This is a genomic window from Mycobacterium sp. NGS56, from assembly GCF_059812425.1.
Window position 1 is genome coordinate 953,759 of the sequence record NZ_JCALCQ010000001.1, and the last position, 22,954, is coordinate 976,712.

General features: G+C 66.4%; 17 protein-coding genes and 1 tRNA gene. 14 read left to right on the forward strand and 4 right to left on the reverse strand.

Annotation, left to right across the window (positions count from 1 at the left end; genetic code table 11):
• Positions 1 to 5: 5 nt before the first annotated feature.
• The 7 genes from AC5Y4F_RS04460 (at position 6) to AC5Y4F_RS04490 (ending at position 8,104) form a co-directional block, all read left to right on the forward strand.
• Entirely contained in the window at positions 6 to 2,021 is a 2,016-nt protein-coding gene (locus AC5Y4F_RS04460; RefSeq protein WP_499995776.1) for an acetyl/propionyl/methylcrotonyl-CoA carboxylase subunit alpha, read from the forward strand.
• On the forward strand, positions 2,018 to 3,184 hold the full coding sequence (locus AC5Y4F_RS04465; protein WP_067938938.1) for an acyl-CoA dehydrogenase family protein: 1,167 nt from the start codon (positions 2,018 to 2,020) through the stop codon (positions 3,182 to 3,184). Before AC5Y4F_RS04460 ends, AC5Y4F_RS04465 begins: the two co-directional genes overlap by 4 nt.
• Before the next feature lie 46 nt (positions 3,185 to 3,230).
• On the forward strand, positions 3,231 to 3,728 hold the full coding sequence (locus tag AC5Y4F_RS04470) for a MaoC family dehydratase (RefSeq protein WP_067938935.1): 498 nt from the start codon (positions 3,231 to 3,233) through the stop codon (positions 3,726 to 3,728).
• A complete protein-coding gene (locus AC5Y4F_RS04475) occupies positions 3,725 to 4,546 on the forward strand; it encodes an HpcH/HpaI aldolase/citrate lyase family protein (RefSeq protein WP_067938932.1) in 822 nt (273 codons plus the stop codon). Before AC5Y4F_RS04470 ends, AC5Y4F_RS04475 begins: the two co-directional genes overlap by 4 nt.
• A gap of 247 nt (positions 4,547 to 4,793) precedes the next feature.
• Positions 4,794 to 5,876, forward strand: a complete 1,083-nt coding sequence (pdhA, locus tag AC5Y4F_RS04480) for a pyruvate dehydrogenase (acetyl-transferring) E1 component subunit alpha (protein ID WP_499995777.1) — start codon at positions 4,794 to 4,796, stop codon at positions 5,874 to 5,876.
• A gap of 9 nt (positions 5,877 to 5,885) precedes the next feature.
• Positions 5,886 to 6,941 (forward strand): 3-methyl-2-oxobutanoate dehydrogenase subunit beta, encoded by a 1,056-nt coding sequence (gene bkdB / locus AC5Y4F_RS04485; protein ID WP_067938929.1) that lies wholly within the window; start codon positions 5,886 to 5,888, stop codon positions 6,939 to 6,941.
• Positions 6,938 to 8,104 carry a dihydrolipoamide acetyltransferase family protein gene (locus AC5Y4F_RS04490; protein WP_499995301.1) on the forward strand — a complete coding sequence of 389 codons (1,167 nt, stop codon included), beginning with the start codon at positions 6,938 to 6,940 and terminating at the stop codon, positions 8,102 to 8,104. The genes bkdB and AC5Y4F_RS04490 overlap by 4 nt, the downstream gene beginning before the upstream one ends.
• A gap of 38 nt (positions 8,105 to 8,142) precedes the next feature.
• Here AC5Y4F_RS04490 and AC5Y4F_RS04495 read toward each other — a convergent pair whose 3' ends face one another.
• From AC5Y4F_RS04495 to AC5Y4F_RS04510, 4 genes are all read right to left on the reverse strand, one after another.
• Positions 8,143 to 8,913, reverse strand: coding sequence for an enoyl-CoA hydratase (locus AC5Y4F_RS04495; protein WP_067938924.1), 771 nt, complete (start codon positions 8,911 to 8,913; stop codon positions 8,143 to 8,145).
• A 444-nt stretch (positions 8,914 to 9,357) separates the two neighbouring features.
• Positions 9,358 to 9,768: a hypothetical protein gene (locus AC5Y4F_RS04500; RefSeq protein WP_067938922.1), complete on the reverse strand. Its 411-nt coding sequence runs from the start codon at positions 9,766 to 9,768 to the stop codon at positions 9,358 to 9,360.
• A gap of 593 nt (positions 9,769 to 10,361) precedes the next feature.
• Positions 10,362 to 11,045 (reverse strand): cutinase family protein, encoded by a 684-nt coding sequence (locus tag AC5Y4F_RS04505; protein ID WP_197520671.1) that lies wholly within the window; start codon positions 11,043 to 11,045, stop codon positions 10,362 to 10,364.
• A gap of 77 nt (positions 11,046 to 11,122) precedes the next feature.
• Positions 11,123 to 11,196 (reverse strand) — tRNA-Arg (locus tag AC5Y4F_RS04510).
• A 185-nt stretch (positions 11,197 to 11,381) separates the two neighbouring features.
• Between AC5Y4F_RS04510 and lipQ the strand changes: the two genes are divergently transcribed.
• The 7 genes from lipQ to ettA all read left to right on the forward strand — a co-directional run bounded on the left by lipQ (position 11,382) and on the right by ettA (position 22,885).
• Positions 11,382 to 12,629 (forward strand): esterase LipQ, encoded by a 1,248-nt coding sequence (gene lipQ / locus AC5Y4F_RS04515; RefSeq protein ID WP_067938919.1) that lies wholly within the window; start codon positions 11,382 to 11,384, stop codon positions 12,627 to 12,629.
• A gap of 136 nt (positions 12,630 to 12,765) precedes the next feature.
• The gene (locus AC5Y4F_RS04520; protein ID WP_156750203.1) at positions 12,766 to 14,235 is read left to right on the forward strand and encodes a WS/DGAT/MGAT family O-acyltransferase; all 1,470 of its coding nucleotides are present in this window, start codon (positions 12,766 to 12,768) and stop codon (positions 14,233 to 14,235) included.
• Positions 14,232 to 16,037, forward strand: a complete 1,806-nt coding sequence (locus AC5Y4F_RS04525; protein WP_067938915.1) for an HAD-IB family hydrolase — start codon at positions 14,232 to 14,234, stop codon at positions 16,035 to 16,037. The genes AC5Y4F_RS04520 and AC5Y4F_RS04525 overlap by 4 nt, the downstream gene beginning before the upstream one ends.
• Entirely contained in the window at positions 16,034 to 18,388 is a 2,355-nt protein-coding gene (locus AC5Y4F_RS04530; RefSeq protein WP_067938913.1) for a glycerol-3-phosphate 1-O-acyltransferase, read from the forward strand. Before AC5Y4F_RS04525 ends, AC5Y4F_RS04530 begins: the two co-directional genes overlap by 4 nt.
• Positions 18,389 to 18,416: 28 nt before the next feature.
• Positions 18,417 to 20,483: a bifunctional copper resistance protein CopD/cytochrome c oxidase assembly protein gene (locus tag AC5Y4F_RS04535; protein ID WP_067938911.1), complete on the forward strand. Its 2,067-nt coding sequence runs from the start codon at positions 18,417 to 18,419 to the stop codon at positions 20,481 to 20,483.
• Positions 20,484 to 20,614: 131 nt separating this feature from the next.
• Positions 20,615 to 21,118, forward strand: coding sequence for a single-stranded DNA-binding protein (locus AC5Y4F_RS04540; RefSeq protein ID WP_067938909.1), 504 nt, complete (start codon positions 20,615 to 20,617; stop codon positions 21,116 to 21,118).
• A 90-nt stretch (positions 21,119 to 21,208) separates the two neighbouring features.
• Complete coding sequence (gene ettA, locus AC5Y4F_RS04545) at positions 21,209 to 22,885, forward strand: energy-dependent translational throttle protein EttA (RefSeq protein WP_067939056.1); 1,677 nt, start codon at positions 21,209 to 21,211, stop codon at positions 22,883 to 22,885.
• Positions 22,886 to 22,954 lie beyond the last annotated feature (69 nt).

A 22,954-nucleotide genomic window follows, 5' to 3' on the forward strand; every position in this document is an offset into this window, starting at 1 on the left:
GTGCAGTGTTCGAGACCGTTCTAGTGGCCAACCGCGGCGAGATCGCGGTGCGGGTGATCCGAACCCTGCGCCGGCTGGGCATCCGCTCGGTCGCCGTCTACAGCGATCCCGACGACGGTGCGCGGCACGTGCTCGAAGCCGACGAAGCGGTGCGGCTGGGACCCGCCGCGGCACGCGAGAGTTATCTCAACATCGACAAGGTCGTCGAGGCGGCCGTGCGCACCGGATCCCAAGCGATCCATCCTGGGTACGGATTCCTTTCCGAGAACGCCGATTTCGCCGCCGCCTGTGAGCGAGCCGGAGTCGCGTTCCTGGGGCCGCCGGCTCGTGCGATCGAGGTGATGGGCGACAAGATCACCGCCAAGAACGCGGTCGCCGCCTTCGATGTGCCGGTGGTACCCGGTGTCGCAAGGCCGGGGCTGAGCGACGACGAACTGGTCGCGGCCGCAGACGAGGTCGGCTACCCGGTGCTGATCAAGCCTTCGGCGGGCGGCGGCGGCAAGGGCATGCGGTTGGTGGAAGAACCGGGCAGGTTGGGCGAGGCGCTGGTGGGGGCGCGGCGCGAGTCCGCTTCGTCGTTCGGCGACGACACATTGTTTCTGGAACGATTCGTGCTGCGGCCCAGGCACATCGAGGTGCAGGTGATCGCCGACACGCACGGCAACATCGTGCACCTCGGCGAGCGTGAGTGCAGCCTGCAGCGCCGCCATCAAAAGGTGATCGAGGAGGCGCCTTCGCCGTTGCTTGACGAGGCGACGCGGGCGCGCATCGGGGCGGCCGCCTGCGACACCGCGCGCAGCGTTGATTACGTCGGCGCGGGCACGGTCGAGTTCATCGTCTCCGCGGCCCGGCCCGACGAGTTCTTCTTCATGGAGATGAATACCCGCCTGCAGGTTGAGCATCCGGTCACCGAGGCGGTCACCGGGCTGGACCTGGTCGAGTGGCAGCTGCGAGTGGCCGCCGGCGAGAAGCTGGCGTTCGCCCAGGACGACATCGAATTGCGCGGACACGCCGTCGAGGCCCGGGTTTACGCCGAGGATCCGGCGCGGGGATTCCTACCGACCGGTGGACCGGTGCTGCATGTTTCCGAGCCGTCCGGTGACGGTGTGCGGGTCGACTCCTCGTTGTTGGCGGGCACGCTGGTGGGCAGCGACTACGACCCGATGCTGAGCAAGGTGATCGCTTACGGGGCCGACCGCGGCGAGGCGCTGGCGAAACTCGACCGGGCGTTGAGCCGCACCGTGATCCTGGGCGTTCAGACAAACATCGAATTCCTCCGATTTCTGCTCGCCGACGGGCGGGTGCAGGCCGGCGATCTGGACACCGCTCTGCTGGACGAACGCGTGGCGGACTTCGCTCCGCTGCCGGCTCCCGACGACGTGCTCGCGGCCGCCGGCCTCTATCGGCAATCGGCCCTGGCTTCCCGCGCTCGCCGCTTCGGGGGCAACCCCTGGGCGGAGCCGACCGGATGGCGCGTCGGCGGTAGCCCGGCACCGGTCCGCACCGACATGCGTACCCCGCTGCGCAGTGAGACGGTGTCGGTGTGGGGGATGCCCGAGGCGGCCACGGTGCAGGTCGGCGAGGGTGAACCCCGTTTCGCCGCAGGGCAACTCGAACCGACGCGGCTGAGCATGACGCTGGACGGTGTGCGGCGGACCTATAGCTGGGCCGAAGCCGACCGCCATCTGTGGATCGCCGACGAGCGAGGAACCTGGCACCTGCGGGAAGCCGAGGAAAACAAAATCCACCGCGCCGCGGGCGCGCAGCGGGCCGAGATCGTCAGTCCGATGCCCGGCAGCGTGATCGCGGTTCAGGCGACCTCGGGCACCGACGTTTCCGAGGGCGACGTGGTAGTCGTCGTCGAGGCGATGAAAATGGAACATTCGCTTGCCGCGCCGGTCTCCGGACAGGTGCAAGTACTGGTCTCCGTGGGTGACCAGGTGACGGTGGACCAGGTGCTGGCCCGACTGGTGCCCGAAGAGTCCAGCGCGGCAGCTGATTCGAGTAAGGACGCATCATGACCACATCCATCACCGCGGGGACATTGCCCAAGGAATACGAAGATCTCCGTGACACTGTCGCCGAGTTCGCGCGCACCGTGGTTGCGCCGGTGTCGGCCAAACACGATGAGGAGCACAGCTTCCCGTACGAAGTTGTCGCCAAGATGGGGGAGATGGGCCTGTTCGGCCTGCCGTTCCCCGAGGAGTACGGCGGCATGGGCGGTGACTACTTCGCGCTTTCGCTCGCACTGGAGGAACTGGGCAAGGTCGACCAATCGGTGGCGATCACTCTGGAGGCCGGAGCCAGCCTCGGCGCGATGCCCATCTACCGGTTCGGCACCGAAGAGCAAAAGCAGAAGTGGCTGCCCGACTTGACCGCCGGCCGCGCCCTCGCCGGCTTCGGACTCACCGAATCCGGGGCCGGCTCGGACGCCGGAGGCACCCGCACCACGGCACGGCTCGACAACGGCGACTGGGTGATCAACGGCAGCAAGCAATTCATCACCAACTCCGGCACCGAAATCACCTCCCTGGTCACCGTCACCGCCGTCACCGGAACCAACGCGAACGGCAAAAAAGAGATCTCCTCGATCATCGTGCCGAATGGCACACCAGGATTCACCGTGGAACCGGTGTACAGCAAGGTCGGCTGGAACGCGTCGGATACTCACCCGTTGAGCTTCGACGACGTTCGCGTCCCGGAGGAGAACCTGTTGGGTGCCCGAGGCAGCGGCTACGCGGGTTTCCTGTCGATACTGGACGAGGGCCGCATCGCGATTGCCGCGCTGGCGACCGGGGCGGCGCAGGGCTGCGTCGACGAAAGCGTCAAGTACGCCAAGGAACGCCAGGCTTTCGGCCAGCCGATCGGCGCCTACCAGTCGATTAGCTTCAAGATCGCACGGATGGAGGCGCGTGCCCATGTGGCGCGCACCGCATACTATGATGCGGCGGCAAAGATGTTGGCGGGCAAGCCCTTCAAGAAGGAGGCGGCAATCGCGAAGATGATCGCCTCAGAAGCGGCGATGGACAATGCCCGCGATGCGACGCAGATCCACGGTGGCTACGGCTTCATGAACGAATATCCGGTGGCGCGGCATTACCGCGACAGCAAGATCCTCGAGATCGGTGAAGGAACCACCGAAGTGCAGTTGATGCTCATCGCGCGATCGCTGGGGCTGTCGTGACGCGCGCCGGCGACGATGCAGAGCGCAGCGATGGGGAGCGTCGCTCATGACGGATGCCAAGTCAATTGTTCAGCGCGGCTTGTGGTTCGAGGAATTCGAGATCGGCACCACGTATCTGCACCGGCCCGGCAGAACGATCACCGAGGCCGACAACGTGTTGTTCACCACGCTCACCATGAACACCCAGTCGCTGCACCTCGACGCGGCCTGGGCCGCCGAACAGCCCGGCTTTCGGGGTGAGCGACTGGTGAACTCCATGTTCACCCTCTCCACCCTGGTCGGGCTCTCGGTGTCGCAGTTAACGCTCGGCACGATCGTGGCCAACCTCGGCTTCTCCGAGGTGTCCTTCCCCAAGCCCGTCTTTCATGGCGACACCCTGTACGCGGAGACGGTGTGCACGGGCAGGCGCGAATCGAAGAGTCGGCCCGGCGAAGGCATCGTCACCCTCGAGCACACGGGACGCAACCAGCACGGCGACGTCGTCGCGCGCGCGGTGCGCACCACGCTGGTGCAGAAGCGCCCAAGCGACCAGGAGACCACGTGAACCTGCAAACCGCCGGTCCCGGATGGCTGTTCTGCCCGGCCGACCGCCCCGAGCGTTTCGCCAAGGCCGCCGCCGCCGCCGATGTTGTGATCCTCGACCTCGAGGACGGCGTGGCCGAGGCGGACAAGCCAGCGGCGCGCAACGCGCTGCGGGATACGCCGCTTGACCCCGAGCGCACAGCAGTACGGCTCAACGCGGCCGCCACGGCGGAATACGCTCTCGATCTCGAAGCCCTGGCCGGCACCGCGTACACGACGGTGATGCTGTCCAAGGCCGAATCCGCCGCGCAGGTGACAGCGCTCGCGCCACTTGAGGTGATCGCGCTGCTGGAGACGCCGCGGGGTGCGGTGTTCGCCACCGAAATCGCGGCGGCACCGGGCACCGTGGCGCTGATGTGGGGCGCTGAGGACCTGGTGGCCACGCTCGGAGGTAGCTCCAGCCGCAAGGCCGACGGCACCTACCGCGACGTCGCTCATCACGTGCGGTCGACGGCCTTGCTCGCGGCGTCCACCTTCGGGCGGGTCGCGCTCGACGCGGTGCATCTGGACATCCGGGATCTCGATGGCTTGCGGGCGGAGGCCGAGGACGCCGTCGCGCTGGGCTTCGGCGGAACGGTGTGCATTCACCCGAGCCAGATCCCGGTAGTCCGCGAGGCGTATCGCCCTAGTGAGGAGCGACTGGACTGGGCACGGCGGGTGCTGACGGCCGCGCGGTCCGAACGCGGAGTCTTCGCCTTCGAGGGGCAAATGGTCGATTCGCCGGTGCTCAAGCACGCGCAAATGACGTTGCGCAGGGCGGGTGAGACCGTCCCTGAGTGACGGCTGCCAAAGCACCGAACGGGGCCCGGGCACTGAAGCGCGACACGCTGCGCCGACACCGCAATCAACCCGGTCTCTTCCGGTTTGAGCGCATAATGGTGAGTACGTCAGTGTCGCGGCGAGCGAAGCCTTTCGTGTAACTGGCGATCGATCTCCGCTCGCGGTCGGTCCCGGCTGACCGTTTGCCGGGACCCGCTGTGGTTGACCCAGCCACGCGGCACCCGACGGGAGAGGCGGTGTGGCGCAGATGTCTTCGACGTCGATGACTGTCGATCTCGAGCCGGTGCAACTCGTCGCGCCGGATGGTTCACCGGCGTCCCAAAACCGTTACAGCCGTGAGCTTCCCGCAGAGACGCTGAGCTGGCTCTACGAGATGATGGTGATCACCCGCGAGCTGGACGCCGAATTCGTCAACCTCAAGCGGCAAGGGGAGCTGGGTCTGTACGCCTCCTGCCACGGTCAGGAAGCGGCACAGGTTGGTGCCGCGGCTTGCCTGCGTAAGACGGACTGGTTGTTTCCCCAATACCGGGAACTCGGAGCATTTTTGGTGCGCGGTATTCCGCCCGGACACGTAGGGGCCGCGTGGCGGGGCACCTGGCACGGCGGCCTGGACTTCACCAAAAAGTGTTGCGCGCCGCTGTCGATTCCGATCGGCACTCAGACCCTGCACGCCGTGGGCGCGGCGATGGCTACCCAACGCCTGCGCGAGGATTCGGTGACGGTGGCCTTCCTCGGCGACGGCGCCACCAGCGTGGGAGACGTGCACGAGGCGCTGAACTTCGCGGCCGTGTTCAACGCCCCCTGCATATTCTTCGTGCAGAACAACCAATGGGCGATCTCGATGCCGATATCCAAGCAGACCGCCGCGCCGTCGCTGGCGCACAAAGCGATTGGTTACGGAATGCCCGGAATCCGGGTGGACGGCAATGACGTGCTGGCCTGCTTTGCGGTGACGGCCGAGGCCGCCGCCCGGGGCCGCGCCGGTAGCGGCCCTACATTGATCGAGGCGGTCACCTACCGCTTGGCCCCGCACACCACGTCTGATGATCCGAGCCGATACCGGACGCAGGACGAGGTCGACCACTGGTCGGCGCTGGAACCGATCGCGCGGTACCGCAGCTACCTGCAAGGCCAGGGCCTGTGGTCACAACGGTTGGCAGAACGGGTTATTGGCCGTGCGAAGCGGATGCGGGCCGAGTTGCGCGATGCGGTGTTCGACGCGCCCGATATCGACATCGACGAGGTGTTCACGTCGGTGTACGCCGAAATCACGCCGGGATTGCAGGCGCAGCGACAGCAGTTGCGCGCCGAGCTCGAACGAAGTGATTGAGAGGCATTTATGACTCAGCTCGCTGATCGTCCGGCCGGCCACGAGGAAACACCGATCGCGGCGGTGCAGGACGTCGCGCTCGGCGCTCAGTCGTTGACCATGGTGCAGGCCCTCAACCGCGCGCTACACGACGCGATGGCAGCCGACGATCGGGTGCTGGTGTTCGGCGAGGATGTCTCGGTCGAGGGAGGAGTGTTTCGGGTAACCGAGGGGCTGGCCGCGGCGTTCGGCGAGAACCGTTGCTTTGATACGCCACTCGCGGAGTCCGCCATCATCGGGATCGCGGTGGGCCTGGCGCTGCGCGGTTTCGTACCGGTGCCCGAGATCCAGTTCGACGGGTTTTCTTACCCCGCTTTCGATCAGGTGGTCAGCCACCTGGCGAAGTATCGCACCCGCACCCGCGGCGAAATCAACATGCCGGTGACGGTGCGCATCCCTTCCTTCGGGGGAATCGGTGCCGCCGAGCATCATTCGGATTCGACCGAGTCCTACTGGGCACACACCGCCGGCTTGAAGGTGGTGGTGCCGTCCAGCCCGGCCGACGCGTATTGGCTGCTGCGCCACGCCATCACCTGCCCGGACCCGGTCATGTATCTGGAGCCCAAGCGCCGGTATCAGGGGCGCGGGCTGGTCGACGTCATCCGGCCCGAACCGCCGATCGGACAGGCGATGGTGCGCCGACCCGGCACCGACGTGACCGTCGTGACCTACGGCAGCTTGGTCAGCACCGCCGTCGGCACCGCCGAAGAGACGCAGCGGCAATACGGTTGGAGCCTGGAGGTCATCGACCTGCGGTCGCTGGTGCCGCTGGACTTCGATACCGTCGCCTCATCGATCCGCCGGACCGGACGCTGCGTGGTGATGCACGAGGGACCGCGAAGCCTGGGCTATGGAGCGGGCTTGGCTGCCCGCATCCAAGAGGAGTTGTTCTACGAGTTGGAGGCGCCGGTGTTGCGGGCGTGCGGGTTCGACACCCCGTACCCGCCGGCGCGGCTGGAGAGGTGGTGGCTGCCCGGTCCCGACCGGCTGTTGGACAGCGTCGAACGCGTGTTGGCGCAGCCATGAGCGAGGAGCGGATCAAGTCCTTTCGCGTCCCCGACCTCGGCGAGGGACTCGAAGAAGTCACGGTGACGCAGTGGCATGTGGCGATGGGTGACGACGTCGAGCTCAATCAGGTGCTGTGCACGGTGGAGACCGCCAAGGCCGAGGTGGAAATTCCGAGTCCGTACGCGGGCCGGATCGTCGAAACGAACGGCGCCGAAGGCGATGTGGTCAGGGTGGGAGCGGTGCTGCTGCGGATAGATACCGCGCCAGTCAGCGGGCAACCGCTGGCCGTCGACACGGCCACGCCCACGCTGGTCGGTTATGGCGCCGACTCCGGCATCGATACCAGCAGACGTCCCTCCCGCCCGCTTGCCGCCCCTCCGGTACGCAAGTTGGCCAAAGAGTTGATGGTCGACCTCAACTCGGTGCCGCACACCGGCGCCATCATCACGCGGGAGGACGTGATGTCGGCGGCCCGCGGGAACGGCAATGGCGCCGATCTCCGGCCGGTCCGGGGCGTCCAGGCCTGGATGGCGGAGAAAATGGCGGTGTCGCACAGGGAGATTCCGGCGGCGAAGGTCGGTGTCGAGGTCGAGTGCACCGAGTTGGTCCGACTGTCGGAACGGTTCAGTACGGCGGGGGAGACCATAACGCCCTTCGCGCTCATGTTGCGATTGCTGATCGTCGCGCTGCGCCACAACGAGATAATGAATTCGACGTGGGTCGACTCGCCGCAGGGACCGCAGGTGCGCGTTGAGCATCGTGTGCACTTGGGCATCGCCGTGGCCACCGAACGTGGCCTGCTTGTCCCGGTCGTTATCGATGCCCACAGTAAGACGACCCGCGAACTGGCTTGCCGGGCAGCCGAGTTGATCGCCGGTGCGCGTGCCGGCAGCCTGGGGCCGGGGGAGTTACGGGGCTCGACGTTCACCGTGACGAATTTCGGGGCCTTGGGCGTGGACGACGGTGTGCCGGTGATCAACCATCCCGAAGCCGCCATCCTCGGCATGGGCGCGATCAGGCCGCGGCCCATCGTCGCGAAAACGCAGATCGTGGCTCGCCCCACGATGTCGTTGACGTGTGTGTTCGACCACCGCATCGTCGACGGTGCGCAAGCGGCCCAATTCGTCTGCGAGCTAAGGGACCTGATCGAGTCACCCGAAACCGCACTGCTGGATCTGTAGGTCTCTCGTCAGCAGCGTGGCAGGACGGGACCCATTGGCTACCTGCGCTGCGCCGCGGCCAAACGCTGTGCAAATTCCGGTGATTGGATGGAGTGTGACTGCGGCCCGAGCTCGGCGCGCATGGCGAGCTGATGTTGCTCGTTGTCCAGCGATCCGGGACTTACGGTGGCGCGCATCGTGGCCTTGGTCGCCAGCACCACTTCCCGCGGGGCCGCCGCCGTACCCGCGGCGAGCTCCGTCGCCGCAGCGACCGGATCCTCGGCTACCGTCAGCGCCAGGCCGTACCGCACGGCGGCGTCGGCGTCGAACCGCATACCGAACAACAGGGCCGCCCGCGCGACCTGTGGGCCCACCGCCCGCTGCAGCATCCACGTCGCACCTCCGCCGGGGTGCAGCCCCAACTTCTGGAATCGTGCGTCGAACACGGCGTCAGGTCCGGCGATGCGGACATCGGCGGCCAGGGCCAGGTTCAGGCCCGCGCCCACCGCCGCGCCATTGACGGCGGCAATGGTGGGCAGCCGGCAACTACCAACGGCCATGAAACCGTCATAAAGCTGCTGCAGGCCCGCCTCGGCCGCTCCACCTCCGGCAGCCCCGAGGGCGCTGAGATCGGCGCCCGCGCAGAACGCCTTGCCCGCCCCGGTGACCACCACGGCATGCACATCGGGGTCGGCTTCGGCCCGCTCGACGGCCTCGCGCAGCTGCCCCGACGACTCGGCGGTTATCGCGTTGCGTCGATCGGGATCGTTGACGGTGATGAGCGCGACCCGGTCGGTGACGTTGAAAAGGATCGCTTCGGACTGGGCCATCGGGCACCTCCGGCTTCGCGTATGGCTTGTGAATCCGCTCGGCCTTCATCGGCGGCAGCGTCACGGGCGAGGTAAGACTACTTCGCGCCGTCCGAGGGGGGTGAGACGGTGTGAACGTGGTTAGCGAGAACCAGCGGGATAAGTACGGCATTCATCACCGGCAAGCCACCCTATTGGCTCGCTCCAATGGCCGAACGATATTAGCCAGCGGCTGAAGCGCCTTTGACCCTGCCGCGCAAAACGTGACATCTTTGCGGGAGGGGGCGGCGGATATCGGTATCTATAAGTAATGATGGATTTATCAAAACGTTATCTGCCGCATTTGACGTATTCGCCTCAATCCCTGAGTCGACCTGGCAAAACGTGCGGGGAGACGCGAGCCCACTGGACGGGTCTCAACGCCGCTTGCCGGCCCGGTTGTGGCGTCGAATTTTGCGCGAGACGTTACAGCTCGGGTTTCGCTAGCCTCTTCGCCAGCTCATCGAGTTCGGCCTGGCGCTCGCGCACCGCGCAGCCCCGCCGCTCGATGCGCGCTCCATGCGGAATCGCCCTCGGCAGCGCATTGCTACGCAGCTTATTGTTCGCATAATGGATTGCGGCATCGATCATTTCGATGTAGAGCTCCGCTTCATGCTCTCCGCAGGAACCCTCGATACGCTGGACTTCGTCCCAGCACGGATAGGAAGAGTATCGCGCGTCAAGCTGCTGTTGAGAGACGTGCGTGCCGAAGTAACAACGCCAGTCGCGGCTCAACCAACCTCTCGTCTTGACTTCGACTTTGATTCGATTACCCACGCCAGCTATGAACTTCGGCTGCCCGACGCGCACCACCGGCTGCCATTCATCCGCGGCCATATATCGCCAACCCCCTCGAAGAGAAGACGCTCTTGCCAATCATCCCGCCATCGGCGCCATCTGCTCGCTTGACACGCTGTCCGTAATGATTAAACCGCATTCTTTAAGCATTGGCTCCGACTAATTTCGGGTTTACTGACCAGTAATAAAACCGACCCAAATGCCATTACCGGCGGTCCCGTATGAGCGCTTAGCGGCGCTAATCATGCCCGCAGAAATGGCTGTGACCTGCGGCACTGTGCCGACGCCGGCGCCCCCGTCAGGGCCCCGCCGGCCTGACCGCGGGCGATCACCACCGTCGATTCGCCGCACATCCGCCGATCGGGGCCTCGCGGTCACCAGGAGGTGACTTTTCGAATTCGATAGCGCATTCAGTGTGAGGGTGGTCATTGCCGCGTTGCGGTGGGTTAGCCGTCGGAGCTCGACAAGCGACGAGGCCCGCCGCGCCATCGGCTTTGGCGGTGAGCTCGTAACCAAGGGTCCAGCCTCGATCGAATCGTGTTTCGGTCGTGCCGAAGGCCGGGACATGCGGTTCGGCAACAACGCATGGCGCCACCACCCGGCGAATCGGCGAAAGAACTCAATTAGTCGACTCAGAGACGGCCGGCCACGAAAGCGGCGGCCTGACCGGGCATTCCGGACCCCTGGTAAGACAGATGCGCCGCCGAGAACATCTCGTCGTGCGACGGCGGCGCCAAGGGGCCGCCCGGAGTGCACACCGAATCGCCAGGTGCACACAAGTCAATGGCCTTCGCGCCATACCACGGGCTGACCTCGCTCACCGGTGCACCCAGATACCGGTCCGACGGATTTCCGAACAGAGCGAGCGCGGCAACATGGTCGGCCTCGTCCGCAGTCAGTATCTGCGGGATCAGGCCCCCGATCGGTGCCTGGGCGATGGTGATCAGATCGATCACCATCGCGCCCTGGGCGTATCCGCCGAGCACCAGCTTGGTATTCGGGCAGGTTGCCACCATGGATTGGACGTGAGCATGAGCGTCGTTGGCGCCCGCGGACGCGGACGGGGCGAAATCCTCGTCGGCGGGGTAGTTGACCGCATACACCCCGAGGGAGCGGCTCCCGATCTGAGAGCGCAAGGAATCAATGAAAGCCCTTCCGACCCCGCCGACGCCGGGGGGCTCAGCGGTGCCGCGGGCGAACGTCACCTCGACGTCCGGGCAGGACGCCGCGGACGTGGAAATCGGTGGGCACAGCAGCGTCGCCCAAGTTGTCACCACTGCGACACCCAGCAAACGCCCTAGCCGGCGTGCGTCCACGCTCCAGATGCTAGTTGACAAATTGTCGAATAAGGAGCGCACCCTGGACACGCAGGCGCACTTGGGGGCTCGGTGGGTGCCCCCGGCACGACTCGAACGTGCGACCTAGGGATTAGAAGGCCCTTGCTCTATCCACCTGAGCTACGGAGGCAATGTGCAGGTCAGTCTATCCAACCGCAGCCACGGACCCGATTTCGCGGCGCCACGCGCACGAAAACCGTTACGGCGCCCCATTTATCGGTTAGGGTAGGCACCCTCGACACACGTATTACATCGGCCGGCCATCGGCCGTTAACGCAACGAGGCGTGTGCATAGCGTCGAGGGGTGGCGTTGCAATGAGCGTGGCCGGCAATTTGACTTCGCACTGCTCGTGGGCGCACGCCCGGGCGGCACGCCTGGCGGCAGAGGCCCGCGCTATCTATCAGCTGGGCAATCTGGTGCTGCGCGGCGGGCCGTTCGCGCTGGGCTGTTTCGCCGGGTGGCTTTTCACCGAGTTTCCTCCGCACGTGGTAACCGGACACGCGCTGTCGCGGGTTTCTCATCCGTCTGTTGGCCGCGTCGGTACGGCGTTGGCCGCCCAGCGGGCGGACCAAACCCTCACGGCCGCGCTCGAGGAGTCCTTCGGCCCCGAATTTCGTGAGCAGATATGCCACCCCGCCGCCGTCGGGGCCGTGTGCGCCCCGCGCGGTCGACTGATAAGCAGGCCCGGACCCCACCACCGTTATGCGGCGCAGACTTCCGACATCTCCTACGGGCCGAGTCCCCGCGACAACCTGCTCGACGTCTGGCGGCGCGACGATTTGGCGCCCGGTTGCCGGGCGCCGGTGCTGATTCAGGTGCCGGGCGGAGCTTGGGCGATCAACGGCCGCCGTCCGCAGGCCTACACGTTGATGAGCCGACTGGTCCAACTCGGCTGGATCTGCGTCTCGATCGACTACAGCAAGAGCCCGCGAGCGACGTTCCCCGCGCACCTCATCGACGTCAAAAGGGCAATCGCATGGGTGCGGGAGAACATCGCCGATTACGGCGGTGACCCCGACTTCATCGCCATCACCGGCGGTTCGGCGGGCGGTCACCTTGCCTCCCTGGCGGCGCTCACCCCGAACAACCCCGCCTTCCAGCCCGGATTCGAAGACGCCAACACCACCGTGCAGGCGGTGGCGCCGTATTACGGTGTCTACGACTTCACCGACTTCGAGAACATGCACGAACTGATGCTCCCGTTCCTGGAGCAATTCGTGCTGAAGGCCCGCTACGCCGACGAGCCGGAGCGCTTTGCGGCGGCGTCGCCGATTTCCTACGTGCACGGCGACGCCCCACCGTTCTTCGTGCTGCACGGTGAGAAGGACGAAGTGGTGCCCAGCGGACAGGCTCGCGTGTTCTGCGCGGCGCTACGCGCGGCCGGCGCGGCCACCGTGGCCCACGCCGAACTCGCCAATGCCCATCACGCTTTCGACATCACGCCGACGGTCCGATCGCGGCTGGCAGCTGACGCGGTCGCGGATTTCCTCGGCGTCGTCTATGCGCGGCGCGTCAGCGCGCTCCTGGATTTGCTGCCCCTGACGGCCACTTCGGCCAGCTGAGCTCGCGTCCCGGCACTCGCCGCTCCTTTCACCAGCGCGGTAACCCGACTAGCGTTGGGTAGACCAGTGGAGTTGGTGGGTCCAAGGCAGGAGGCTTGATCGACGGTGACAAGGTTGGCGCGTCGAACTGATGACAATGACTGAGTCCGTCGAGGCGATGAAGCTGTCCGACGAGCTCGGGCCGGTCGACTACCTACTGCACAGGGGAGAGGCGAACCCCCGCACCCGGTCGGGGATCATGGCTCTCGAGCTACTGGACACCACACCGGACTGGGGACAGTTTCGAACCCGATTCGAGAACGCATCGCGACGGGTGCTGCGGCTACGGCAAAAGGTGGTCGTGCCCTCTCTGCCGACCGCGGCGCCGCGCTGGGTGGTCGATCCCGATTTCAACCTGGACTTCCACGTGCGCCGGGTGCGGGTGTCCGAGCCCGGCACGCTGCGTGAAGTATTCGACCTCGCCGAGCTCATCCTGCAGTCGCCGATGGACATTTCGCGGCCGCTGTGGACGGCCACCCTGGTCGACGGTCTGGCCGACGGCAAGGCCGCGGCGCTGCTGCACGTCAGCCATGCTGTCACCGACGGAGTCGGCGGGGTCCAAATGTTCGCCGAAATCTATGACCTCGAGCGCAATCCGCCGGCCAAGCCGACGCTGCCGCTGCCCGTACCGCAGGATCTGACGTCCAATGACCTGATGCGCCAGGGCATTAACCACCTGCCGTTCGCCGTTGTCGGCGGCGCCATGAGCGCACTGTCCGGCGCGGTAGCGGCGGCAGGGCGGGCGGTCTTGGAGCCGACGGCGACGGTTTCGGGGATCGTCAGGTACGCCGTGTCGGGCATGCGGGTGCTCAACCGGGCTGCAGAGCCGTCGCCCCTGCTACGACGGCGCAGCCTCGCAACCCGTAGCGAGGCCATCGACATCTCGCTTTCCGACCTGCACAAAGCCGCAAAGGCCGGTGGCGGCTCAATCAACGACGCCTACCTTGCGGGGGTGTGCGGCGCCTTGCGCCGTTACCACCAGGCGTTCGGCGTGCCGATCAGCACGCTGCCGATGGCGGTGCCGGTCAACCTGCGGGCCGAAGCGGATACGGCCGGCGGCAACAGATTCACCGGCGTCAATCTAGCGGCGCCGATCGGTACGGCCGACCCCGTCTCCCGGATGAAAAAGATCCGCGCTCAGATGACGCAGCGGCGCGACGAGCCCGCGATGAACATCATCGGTTCGATCGCTCCGGTGCTCAGCGTCTTGCCGACCGCGGTGCTCGAAGGGATCACCGGCTCGGTGATCGGATCCGATGTGCAGGCCAGCAACGTACCGGTCTTTCCGGGCGACACTTACATCGCCGGTGCTAAAGTGCTGCGGCAGTACGGTATTGGGCCGCTGCCTGGAGTAGCGATGATGGTGGTGCTGATTTCGCGCGGCGGATGGTGCACCATCACCGTGCGCTACGACAGGGCCTCGGTGCGAAACGAGGCGCTGTTCGCCCAATGCCTGCTCGAAGGCTTCGACGAGATCCTGGCGCTGGCCGGTGACCCACCACCGCGGGCGGTGCCCGCCTCGTTCACCGAGCCGGCCGTGTCCTCGCGATCGGTGGCCGGCTCATGAGCGCGTCGACCGAGCAGCCCGACGACCGCGGAACCCAAAACACCGGGCAGGAAATGCGGTTGCCCGGCTCGGTGGCCGAGATCATGGCCAGCCCCACGGGCCCCAAGATCGGCGCCTTCTTCGACCTGGACGGCACACTGGTCGCCGGGTTCACCGCGCTCATCCTGACCCAGGAGCGGCTGCTGCGCCGCGACATGGGCGTGGGGGAGCTGCTCGGCATGGTGCAGGCCGGCCTGAGTCACACCCTCGGCCGTATCGAATTCGAGGACCTCATCGGTAAGGCCGCCGCCGCGCTGACCGGTCGACTGCTCGACGACCTGGAAGAGATCGGGGAGCGCATGTTCGTCCAGCGGATCGAGTCGCGGATCTACCCGGAGATGCGCGAGCTGGTGCGGGCGCACATGGCTCGTGGCCACACCGTCGTGCTCAGCTCGTCGGCGCTGACCATTCAGGTAAACCCGGTCGCGCGGTTCCTCGGAATTCCGAACATGCTCACCAACAAGTTCGAGACCACCGACGACGGCATGCTCACCGGTGGCGTCCAGAAGCCGATCCTGTGGGGACCTGGCAAAGCCGCTGCGGTACAACGTTTTGCGGCCGAGCACGACATCGATCTCAAAGACAGCTACTTCTACGCCGACGGTGACGAAGACGTCGCCCTGATGTATCTTGTCGGCAACCCGCGGCCGACGAATCCCGAAGGCAAGATGGCCGCGGTGGCCAAGCGCCGCGGATGGCCGATCCTGCGATTCAGCAGCCGCGGCCCGGTGGGCCTGCGCCGGCAGTTGCGGACTCTCGCCGGCTTCGGCTCGATGTTCCCTGTCGCCGCAGGCGCGGTCGGCATCGGTGTGCTGACCCGCAACCGGCGCCGCGGCGTCAACTTCTTTACCTCCAACTTCTCCCAGCTGTCGCTGGCGATTGCCGGCGTGCATCTCAACGTCATCGGCAGAGAGAATCTCACCGCGCAACGCCCGGCGGTCTTTATCTTCAACCACCGCAACCAGGTTGACCCGGTCATCACCGGTGCGCTGGTGCGCGACAACTGGGTGGGTGTGGGCAAGAAGGAACTGCAGAAAGACCCGATCATGGGCACCGTCGGCAGGCTGGTGGACGGCGTGTTCATCGACCGCGATGACCAGACTGCCGCGGTGGAGATGCTGCACGAAGTCGAAGACCGTGCCCGCAGGGGGCTTTCGATCGTGATCGCCCCGGAGGGCACCCGAGTCGACACGACCGAGGTAGGTCCATTCAAGAAGGGGCCGTTCCGGATTGCGATGGCCGCCGGCATCCCGATCGTCCCGATCGTGATCCGCAACGCCGAGCTGGTCGCCGCCCGCAACTCGACGGTGATCAACCCGGGCACCGTCGATGTCGCGGTCTTTCCGCCGATCTCGGTGCAGGACTGGACGCTTGAGACGCTGCCGGAGCGGATCGCCGAGGTTCGCCAGCTGTACCTGGACACGCTCGCCAACTGGCCCGTCGACGAGCTTCCTGAGGTCGACCTGTACGCCGAGAAGAAGGCGGCAGACAACGCCCAGAGCCGGACCGCCAAGGCACCCGCCAAGAAGACGCCGGCCAAGAAGACGCCCGCCAAGAAGACGCCGGCGAAGAAGACGCCGGGTAAGAAGGCCGCGCCGAAGAAGACGCCGGCCAAGAAGGCCGCGCCGAAAGCGAAGGCGCCCAAGGTAAACCCCCATGAATCCCAGGCCGCCCTGAAAGACGGCGAGGCGCAACGACCCGCGCCCGAGGGGGCGACCGTGAGCGCCGAGGCGCCGGAATCGCCGCCCCGAGGGCGTCCGTGACCGAACCGGCTGCAGATAGCAGCGCGGTCCTTACCGCACGAGACTCGCTGGTATTGGCGTCGATGGCCTCACCGGTCGAGATGGAACTGGTGACGGCGTGGCTGGATCGCCAGCGCGGCGACCATCCGGGAGCGAATTTCGGCTTGGTGAAACTGCCGGCGCTCGATGCGCCGCCGGACGCGATGACGGCCCTGGCCGAGCAGCTCGAATCCGGGGAAGACCGTTCGATCGTGCCGGTGCGAGTGTTCTGGCTGCCGGAACCGGATCGTGGCCGATTTGCCAAGCTGGTCGGGCTGCTCCCCGGCCGTGATCCCTACCACCCCAACCACCGTCAGCAAGAACAGATCGTGCGGACCGCTCCCCAGCGTGCCCGGGTGGTAGCCGGCGAGGCGGCCACGGTGTCCGAACTTCGCCGGCAATGGCGCGACACCACCGTCGGAGAAGACAAGAACGACTTCGCCCAATTCGTGATCCGCCGCGCCATATTGGCGATGGAACGGGTTGAATATCGGATCCTCGGACCGCAGTACAAGTCGCCTCGGCTGGTGAAGCCGGAGATTCTGGCCTCCAACCGGTTTCGCGTCGGCCTGGCCAAGATTCCCGGCGCCACCGTCGACGAAGCCGGGAAGATGCTCGACGAACTCGCCACCGGCTGGAGCAGGGCGTCGGTCGACCTCGTCGGGGTCCTCGGCAGGATGCTCAGCCGCGGGTTCGATCCGGAGATCGACTACGACGAGTATCAGGTTGCGGCAATGCGGGCCGGCCTGGAAGCTCACCCGGCGGTGCTGTTGTTCTCCCACCGGTCCTACATCGACGGCGCCGTGGTGCCGGTCGCCATGCAGGAGAACCGGTTACCGCCGGTGCACGTGTTCGCCGGCATCAACTTGTCGTTCGGCGTGATGGGGCCGTTGCTACGGCGATCCGGTGTCATCTTCATCCGTCGCAACATCGGCAACGACCAGCTCTACAAGTACGTGCTGCGCGAATACGTCGGTTACATCGTCGAGAAGCGGTTCAATCTGAGCTGGTCCATCGAGGGCACCCGCTCGCGCACCGGAAAAATGCTGCCACCCAAGCTCGGCCTGCTGGCCTACGTCGCCGACGCATATCTGGATGGCCGCAGCGAAGATATTCTGCTGCAACCGGTCTCGATCAGCTTTGACCAGCTGCACGAAACCGCCGAATACGCCGCCTACGCCCGCGGCGGCGAGAAGACGCCCGAAGGCGTGGGCTGGTTGTACAACTTCATCCGCGCGCAGGGTGAACGCAACTACGGCAAGATCTACGTCCGATTCCCCGAAGCCGTGTCGATGCGGCAGTACCTGGGCGCACCGCACGGCCCGCTGACCCACGATCCGGACGCCAAACGGCTTGCGCTGCAGAAGATGTCGTTCGAGGTCGCCTGGCGGATCCTGCAGGCGACCCCGGTGACGGCGACGGGACTGGTCTGCGCGTTGTTGTTGACCACCCGTGGCGCGGCGTTGACGCTCGGTCAGCTGCACCACACCCTGCAGGACTCGTTGGATTACCTGGAACGCAAACAAGACCCGATGTCCACCAGCGCCTTGCGGCTGCGCACCCACGACGGGGTGCGCGCGGCGGTCGATGCGTTGTCCCACGGACACCCCATCACCAGGGTCGACGGCGGCCGGGAACCGGTGTGGCGCATCGCGCCCGACGAACAGCACGCCGCAGCGTTCTACCGCAACTCGGTGATCCACGCCTTTTTGGAGACGTCGATCGTCGAACTCGCACTGGCACACGCCCGCCACGCCGACGGCGACCGCATGGAGGCCTTCTGGACCCAGACGATGCGACTGCGCGATCTGCTGAAGTTCGACTTCTACTTCGCGGACTCGGCGACGTTCCGGGACAACATCGCCGAAGAGATGGCGTGGCACGCCAATTGGGAAGCCCATGTCGCCGCCGGAGGCGACGAAATCCGCTCGCTGTTGTTCGCCAAGCGTCCGCTGATGGCGGAAGCGATGTTGCGGGTGTTCTTCGAGGCTTATGAGATCGTCGCCGACGTCCTGCGCGACGCACCGGCCGACATCGGACACAAGGAACTGACCGCCTTGGCGTTGGGCGTGGGCCGGCAGTATGTGGCGCAGACCAGGATCCGCAGCAGCGAATCGGTGTCGACGTTGTTGTTCGCCACCGCACGGCAGGTTGTCGAGGACCAGAACTTGATCGCGGCCGCGCCGGACCTGGCGGAAAGGCGAGGCGCCTTCCTGCAAGAGCTGCGCGACATCCTGCACGACTTCAACTATGTGGGGCAGATCGCGCGCGATCAGTTCGTGGCCCGGGAGGACAGGGCCCGTCGGGACCTTCTGGACAGCCAGGCCCACTAGCCGGCGGGCCCGCCCATACCCTGGACCTATGACCGTCGCCCCGCCAGCCGGCAAGGCCTCGACCGAGCGCTCAACCCAGCGCCGCGCGCTGGTGTGGCCGGTCCTGGTCGGGGTGGCCATGCTGGCGGGCTGCACTGCCGCCGGCATCGGGACGCTCTCGCTGGCCAGCGCGCTGACCGTGACGGGCCTACCCGATCCGGGCCAGGTGACCACGCTAGGCCTACCGTTCGTCCGGGCGGTGGGCGAGATCGCCGCGGTGCTGGCGGTCGGGTCGTTTCTGTTCGCCGCGTTTCTGGTGCCGCCGCAGCGCAGCGGTGTGCTCGACGCCGGCGGCTATCGGGCCCTTCGGCTCGGGACGGTGGCATCGGGGGTGTGGGCGGTGTGTGCCGCACTCCTTGTCCCGCTGACCATCTCTGACGTGTCCGGTCATCCCGTCGCCGACATCAGTGCGATGCGGATGTGGTCGTTGGCGGGTCTGATCACCAACGCCTCGGCCTGGCGCTGGACCGCGATCCTCGCCGCGGTGATCACGCTGGCGAGCCTGTCGGTGCTGCGCTGGTCGTGGGCGCCGGTGCTGCTCGCCGCGTCGGTGATGACGTTGATTCCGCTGGGGCTGACCGGTCACTCGTCGGCCGGCGGTTCACACGACCTGGCCACCAACGCCCTGCTGATCCACTTGGTCGCCGCCAGCCTGTGGGCCGGTGGTCTGCTCGCCGTGCTTGCCAACGCCCTGCGCCGCGGTGGTCACCTCGGGCTGGCCGCCCGGCGTTTCTCGATGATCGCGCTGTGGTGTTGGGTCGCGATGGCATTCAGTGGACTGGTCAACGCCCTGGTCCGGGTGCCGCCGTCCGACCTGTTCAGCACCGACTATGGGCGGCTGGTGACCGCCAAATTCGTCGCGCTGTGCCTTTTGGGCGCGCTCGGCTGGCGCCAGCGGCGTGTCAGTGTGGCTGCGCTGCAAGCGGATCCGAGCCCGGCGCGAGCACGTGGTGCGTTGCTTCGGCTGACGCTGATCGAGGCCGCCGTCTTCGGCCTGACGTTCGGCATCGCCGTCGGGCTGGGCCGCACCCCGCCGCCGCCACCGCCGTCTCGGCTGCCGTCGATTCCCGAAGCCGAGATCGGTTACGACTTCGACGGGCCGCCCACCGTGGCGCGCATCCTGTTCGACTGGCGGTTCGACCTGATCTTCGGTTCCGCCGCCCTCGTTTTCGCCGCCCTGTATGTGGCGGCGCTGGTGCGGCTGGTCCGCCGCGGTGACAAGTGGCCGCCGGGGCGGACCTTTTCCTGGTTGCTCGGCTGCTTGGTGTTGCTGTTCGCCACGTCGTCGGGCGTGGGGCGCTACATGCCGGCGATGTTCAGCATGCACATGGTGGTCCACATGTGCCTGTCGATGCTGATCCCGATCCTGCTGGTGCTCGGCGCCCCGGTCACGCTGGCCTTGCGGGCGCTGCCCGCGGCCGGCCGTGACGATCCGCCGGGCATGCGGGAGTGGCTGTTGGCCGCGCTGCACAGCCGCTTGTCCCGATTTCTCACCAACCCAGTGGTGGCCACCGTGCTGTTCGTCGCCGGGTTCTACGGGCTGTACCTGTCGAACCTCTTCGACATCACCGCGAGCAGCCACGCCGGGCATCTAGCCATGAACGCCCACTTTTTGCTGAGCGGCTACCTGTTCTATTGGGTGGTGATCGGGGTGGATCCGACGCCGAGGCCGCTCCCGCCGCTGGCGAAGGTGGCCGTGGTGTTCGCATCACTGCCCCTGCACGCCTTCTTCGGGGTGGTGCTGATGGGCACCAAGAAGGTGCTCGCCGCAGACTATTACCGCTCGCTCGGCCTGGGTTGGCACACCGATCTGCTGGGTGACCAGCGCCTGGGCGGGGGGATCGCATGGGCGGCGGGGGAATTCCCGCTGGTGATCGTCATGCTCGCGCTCCTCATCCAGTGGGCGCGCAGCGATCGGCGCACCGCCACGCGGTTGGACCGGGCCGCCGAACGCGACGATGACGCTGACCTGGTGGCCTACAACGCGATGCTGGCGCAGTTGGCGCGGGGCGACAAGCCCAACCGATCCGGCCAGACCCCCGCTGATCCGGACTGATCCACAGTCCCGATTTCTTCCCCAGCGACGCCCGGCCCGTCGGGTTTTCGGCCCCCGTTGCCCGCGGCGTCGTCGGTAGCGCGGTGCTTACTGGCAGCCATAGCCAACTGCAATCGAGAAGGGATCAGCTCATGTTTGAAACCCCGCTTACGGTCGTCGGTCACATCGTCAACGACCCCGCCCGCCGCAAGGTCGGCGACCAAGAGGTCCTCAAATTCCGGGTGGCCAGCAACTCGCGCCGGCGCACCGGTGACGGCGGCTGGGAGCACGGGCACTCGCTGTTCGTCACGGTCAATTGCTGGGGAAAGCTGGTCACCGGGGTGGGTGCCGCGTTGGGCAAGGGGGCACCGGTGATCGTGGTGGGTCACGTGTACACCAGCGAATACGAGGACCGCGACGGCAACCGCCGCTCGTCGGTGGAGATGCGGGCAACCGCGGTCGGGCCGGACCTGTCCCGCGTCATCGTGCGCATCGAAAAGCCCGGCTATACCGGTCCGTCTTCCGGGCAGGAAAGCAAGGCGCCGGGAACTCCCGCCGATGCCGTGGACGTTAGCGGCGAGGACGAGCTGGCCGGTGACGATCCGGCCGGCACAAGTGACGCCACCGAGGAGGCCCCGCTTTCCGTTCCCGCCTGAGCCTCGGCTCGGGCGCGGGGCTGGGGCTACCGGGCGATGCCTAGGATGGTCCGCGAGATCACTCGCAAATCAGAAAGGCATAACCGCGGCATGGCTGAGTTCATCTACACGATGAAAAAGGTCCGCAAGGCGCACGGCGACAAGGTGATCCTGGACGACGTCACGTTGAGCTTCTATCCAGGCGCCAAGATCGGTGTCGTTGGCCCCAACGGCGCCGGCAAGTCGAGCGTCTTGCGGATCATGGCGGGCCTGGACAAGCCGAACAACGGTGATGCCTTCTTGGCCAACGACGCGACCGTCGGCATCCTGCTGCAGGAACCCCCGCTGAACGAGGAGAAGACCGTTCGCGGCAACGTCGAAGAAGGCCTGGGCGAGATCAAGGTCAAGCTCGACCGCTTCAACGAGGTCGCCGAGCTGATGGCCACCGACTACTCCGATGAGCTGATGGAGGAGATGGGCCGGCTGCAGGAGGAGCTCGACCACGCCGACGCGTGGGACCTCGATTCGCAGCTGGAGCAGGCCATGGACGCGCTGCGCTGCCCCCCGCCCGACGAGCCGGTGACCAATCTGTCCGGTGGTGAGCGTCGCCGCGTTGCGCTGTGCAAGCTGCTGCTGTCCAAACCCGACCTGCTGCTCCTCGACGAGCCCACCAACCACCTGGACGCCGAGAGCGTGCAGTGGCTAGAGCAGCATCTCGCCTCCTATGCCGGCGCGATCTTGGCGGTCACCCACGACCGGTACTTCCTGGACAACGTCGCCGAATGGATTCTGGAACTGGACCGTGGCCGCGCGTACCCGTACGAGGGCAACTACTCCACGTATCTGGAGAAGAAGGCCGAGCGGCTGGCGGTGCAGGGACGCAAGGACGCCAAGCTGCAGAAGCGGCTGACCGAGGAGTTGGCGTGGGTGCGCTCCGGGGCCAAGGCGCGTCAGGCCAAGAGCAAGGCGCGGCTGCAGCGCTACGAGGAGATGGCCGCCGAGGCCGAGAAGACGCGCAAGCTCGACTTCGAGGAGATCCAGATCCCCGTCGGTCCGCGACTGGGCAACGTGGTGGTCGAGGTGGAGCACCTCGACAAGGGCTACGACGGCCGCACCCTCATCAAGGACCTGTCCTTCACCCTGCCGCGCAACGGCATCGTCGGTGTCATCGGCCCCAACGGGGTCGGCAAGACCACCTTGTTCAAAACCATCGTCGGTCTCGAGCAGCCGGACAGCGGCACGGTTAAGGTCGGCGAGACCGTCAAGCTCAGCTACGTCGACCAGACCCGCGCCGGCATCGATCCCAACAAGAACGTGTGGGAAGTCGTCTCGGACGGGCTGGATCACATCGTCGTCGGGCAGACCGAGGTGCCGTCGCGGGCCTACGTGTCGGCGTTCGGGTTCAAGGGACCAGATCAGCAGAAGCCGGCCGGCGTGCTCTCCGGTGGCGAGCGCAACAGGCTCAACCTCGCGCTGACGCTCAAGCAAGGCGGAAACCTCATCCTGCTCGACGAGCCCACCAACGACCTCGACGTCGAAACGCTGAGTTCGCTGGAGAACGCCCTGGAGCAATTTCCCGGTTGCGCGGTGGTGATTTCGCACGACCGATGGTTCCTGGACCGCACCTGCACGCACATCTTGGCCTGGGAGGGTGACGACGACAACGAGGCCAAATGGTTCTGGTTCGAGGGCAACTTCGGTGCATACGAGGAGAACAAGGTCGAGCGGCTCGGTGCCGAAGCGGCGCGGCCGCACAGAGTGACCCACCGCAAGCTGACGCGCGACTAGTGTCGGCTCTGCCCCGCATTGCCACGGAACGGGGCGACGGAGCGCCCTGACAACCGTCGCCAGTTGGGA

What these genes read in the sequence shown, in the direction of transcription:
- lipQ (WP_067938919.1), top strand. Translation starts at nt 11,382, where the DNA reads ATGAGCGTGGCCGGCAATTTGACTTCGCACTGCTCGTGGGCGCACGCC.
- AC5Y4F_RS04520 (WP_156750203.1), top strand. Translation starts at nt 12,766, where the DNA reads ATGACTGAGTCCGTCGAGGCGATGAAGCTGTCCGACGAGCTCGGGCCG.
- bkdB (WP_067938929.1), top strand. Translation starts at nt 5,886, where the DNA reads ATGACTCAGCTCGCTGATCGTCCGGCCGGCCACGAGGAAACACCGATC.
- AC5Y4F_RS04490 (WP_499995301.1), top strand. Translation starts at nt 6,938, where the DNA reads ATGAGCGAGGAGCGGATCAAGTCCTTTCGCGTCCCCGACCTCGGCGAG.
- AC5Y4F_RS04470 (WP_067938935.1), top strand. Translation starts at nt 3,231, where the DNA reads ATGACGGATGCCAAGTCAATTGTTCAGCGCGGCTTGTGGTTCGAGGAA.
- AC5Y4F_RS04500 (WP_067938922.1), bottom strand. Translation starts at nt 9,768, where the DNA reads ATGGCCGCGGATGAATGGCAGCCGGTGGTGCGCGTCGGGCAGCCGAAG.
- pdhA (WP_499995777.1), top strand. Translation starts at nt 4,794, where the DNA reads ATGTCTTCGACGTCGATGACTGTCGATCTCGAGCCGGTGCAACTCGTC.
- AC5Y4F_RS04465 (WP_067938938.1), top strand. Translation starts at nt 2,018, where the DNA reads ATGACCACATCCATCACCGCGGGGACATTGCCCAAGGAATACGAAGAT.
- AC5Y4F_RS04540 (WP_067938909.1), top strand. Translation starts at nt 20,615, where the DNA reads ATGTTTGAAACCCCGCTTACGGTCGTCGGTCACATCGTCAACGACCCC.
- AC5Y4F_RS04495 (WP_067938924.1), bottom strand. Translation starts at nt 8,913, where the DNA reads ATGGCCCAGTCCGAAGCGATCCTTTTCAACGTCACCGACCGGGTCGCG.
- ettA (WP_067939056.1), top strand. Translation starts at nt 21,209, where the DNA reads ATGGCTGAGTTCATCTACACGATGAAAAAGGTCCGCAAGGCGCACGGC.
- AC5Y4F_RS04535 (WP_067938911.1), top strand. Translation starts at nt 18,417, where the DNA reads ATGACCGTCGCCCCGCCAGCCGGCAAGGCCTCGACCGAGCGCTCAACC.
- AC5Y4F_RS04525 (WP_067938915.1), top strand. Translation starts at nt 14,232, where the DNA reads ATGAGCGCGTCGACCGAGCAGCCCGACGACCGCGGAACCCAAAACACC.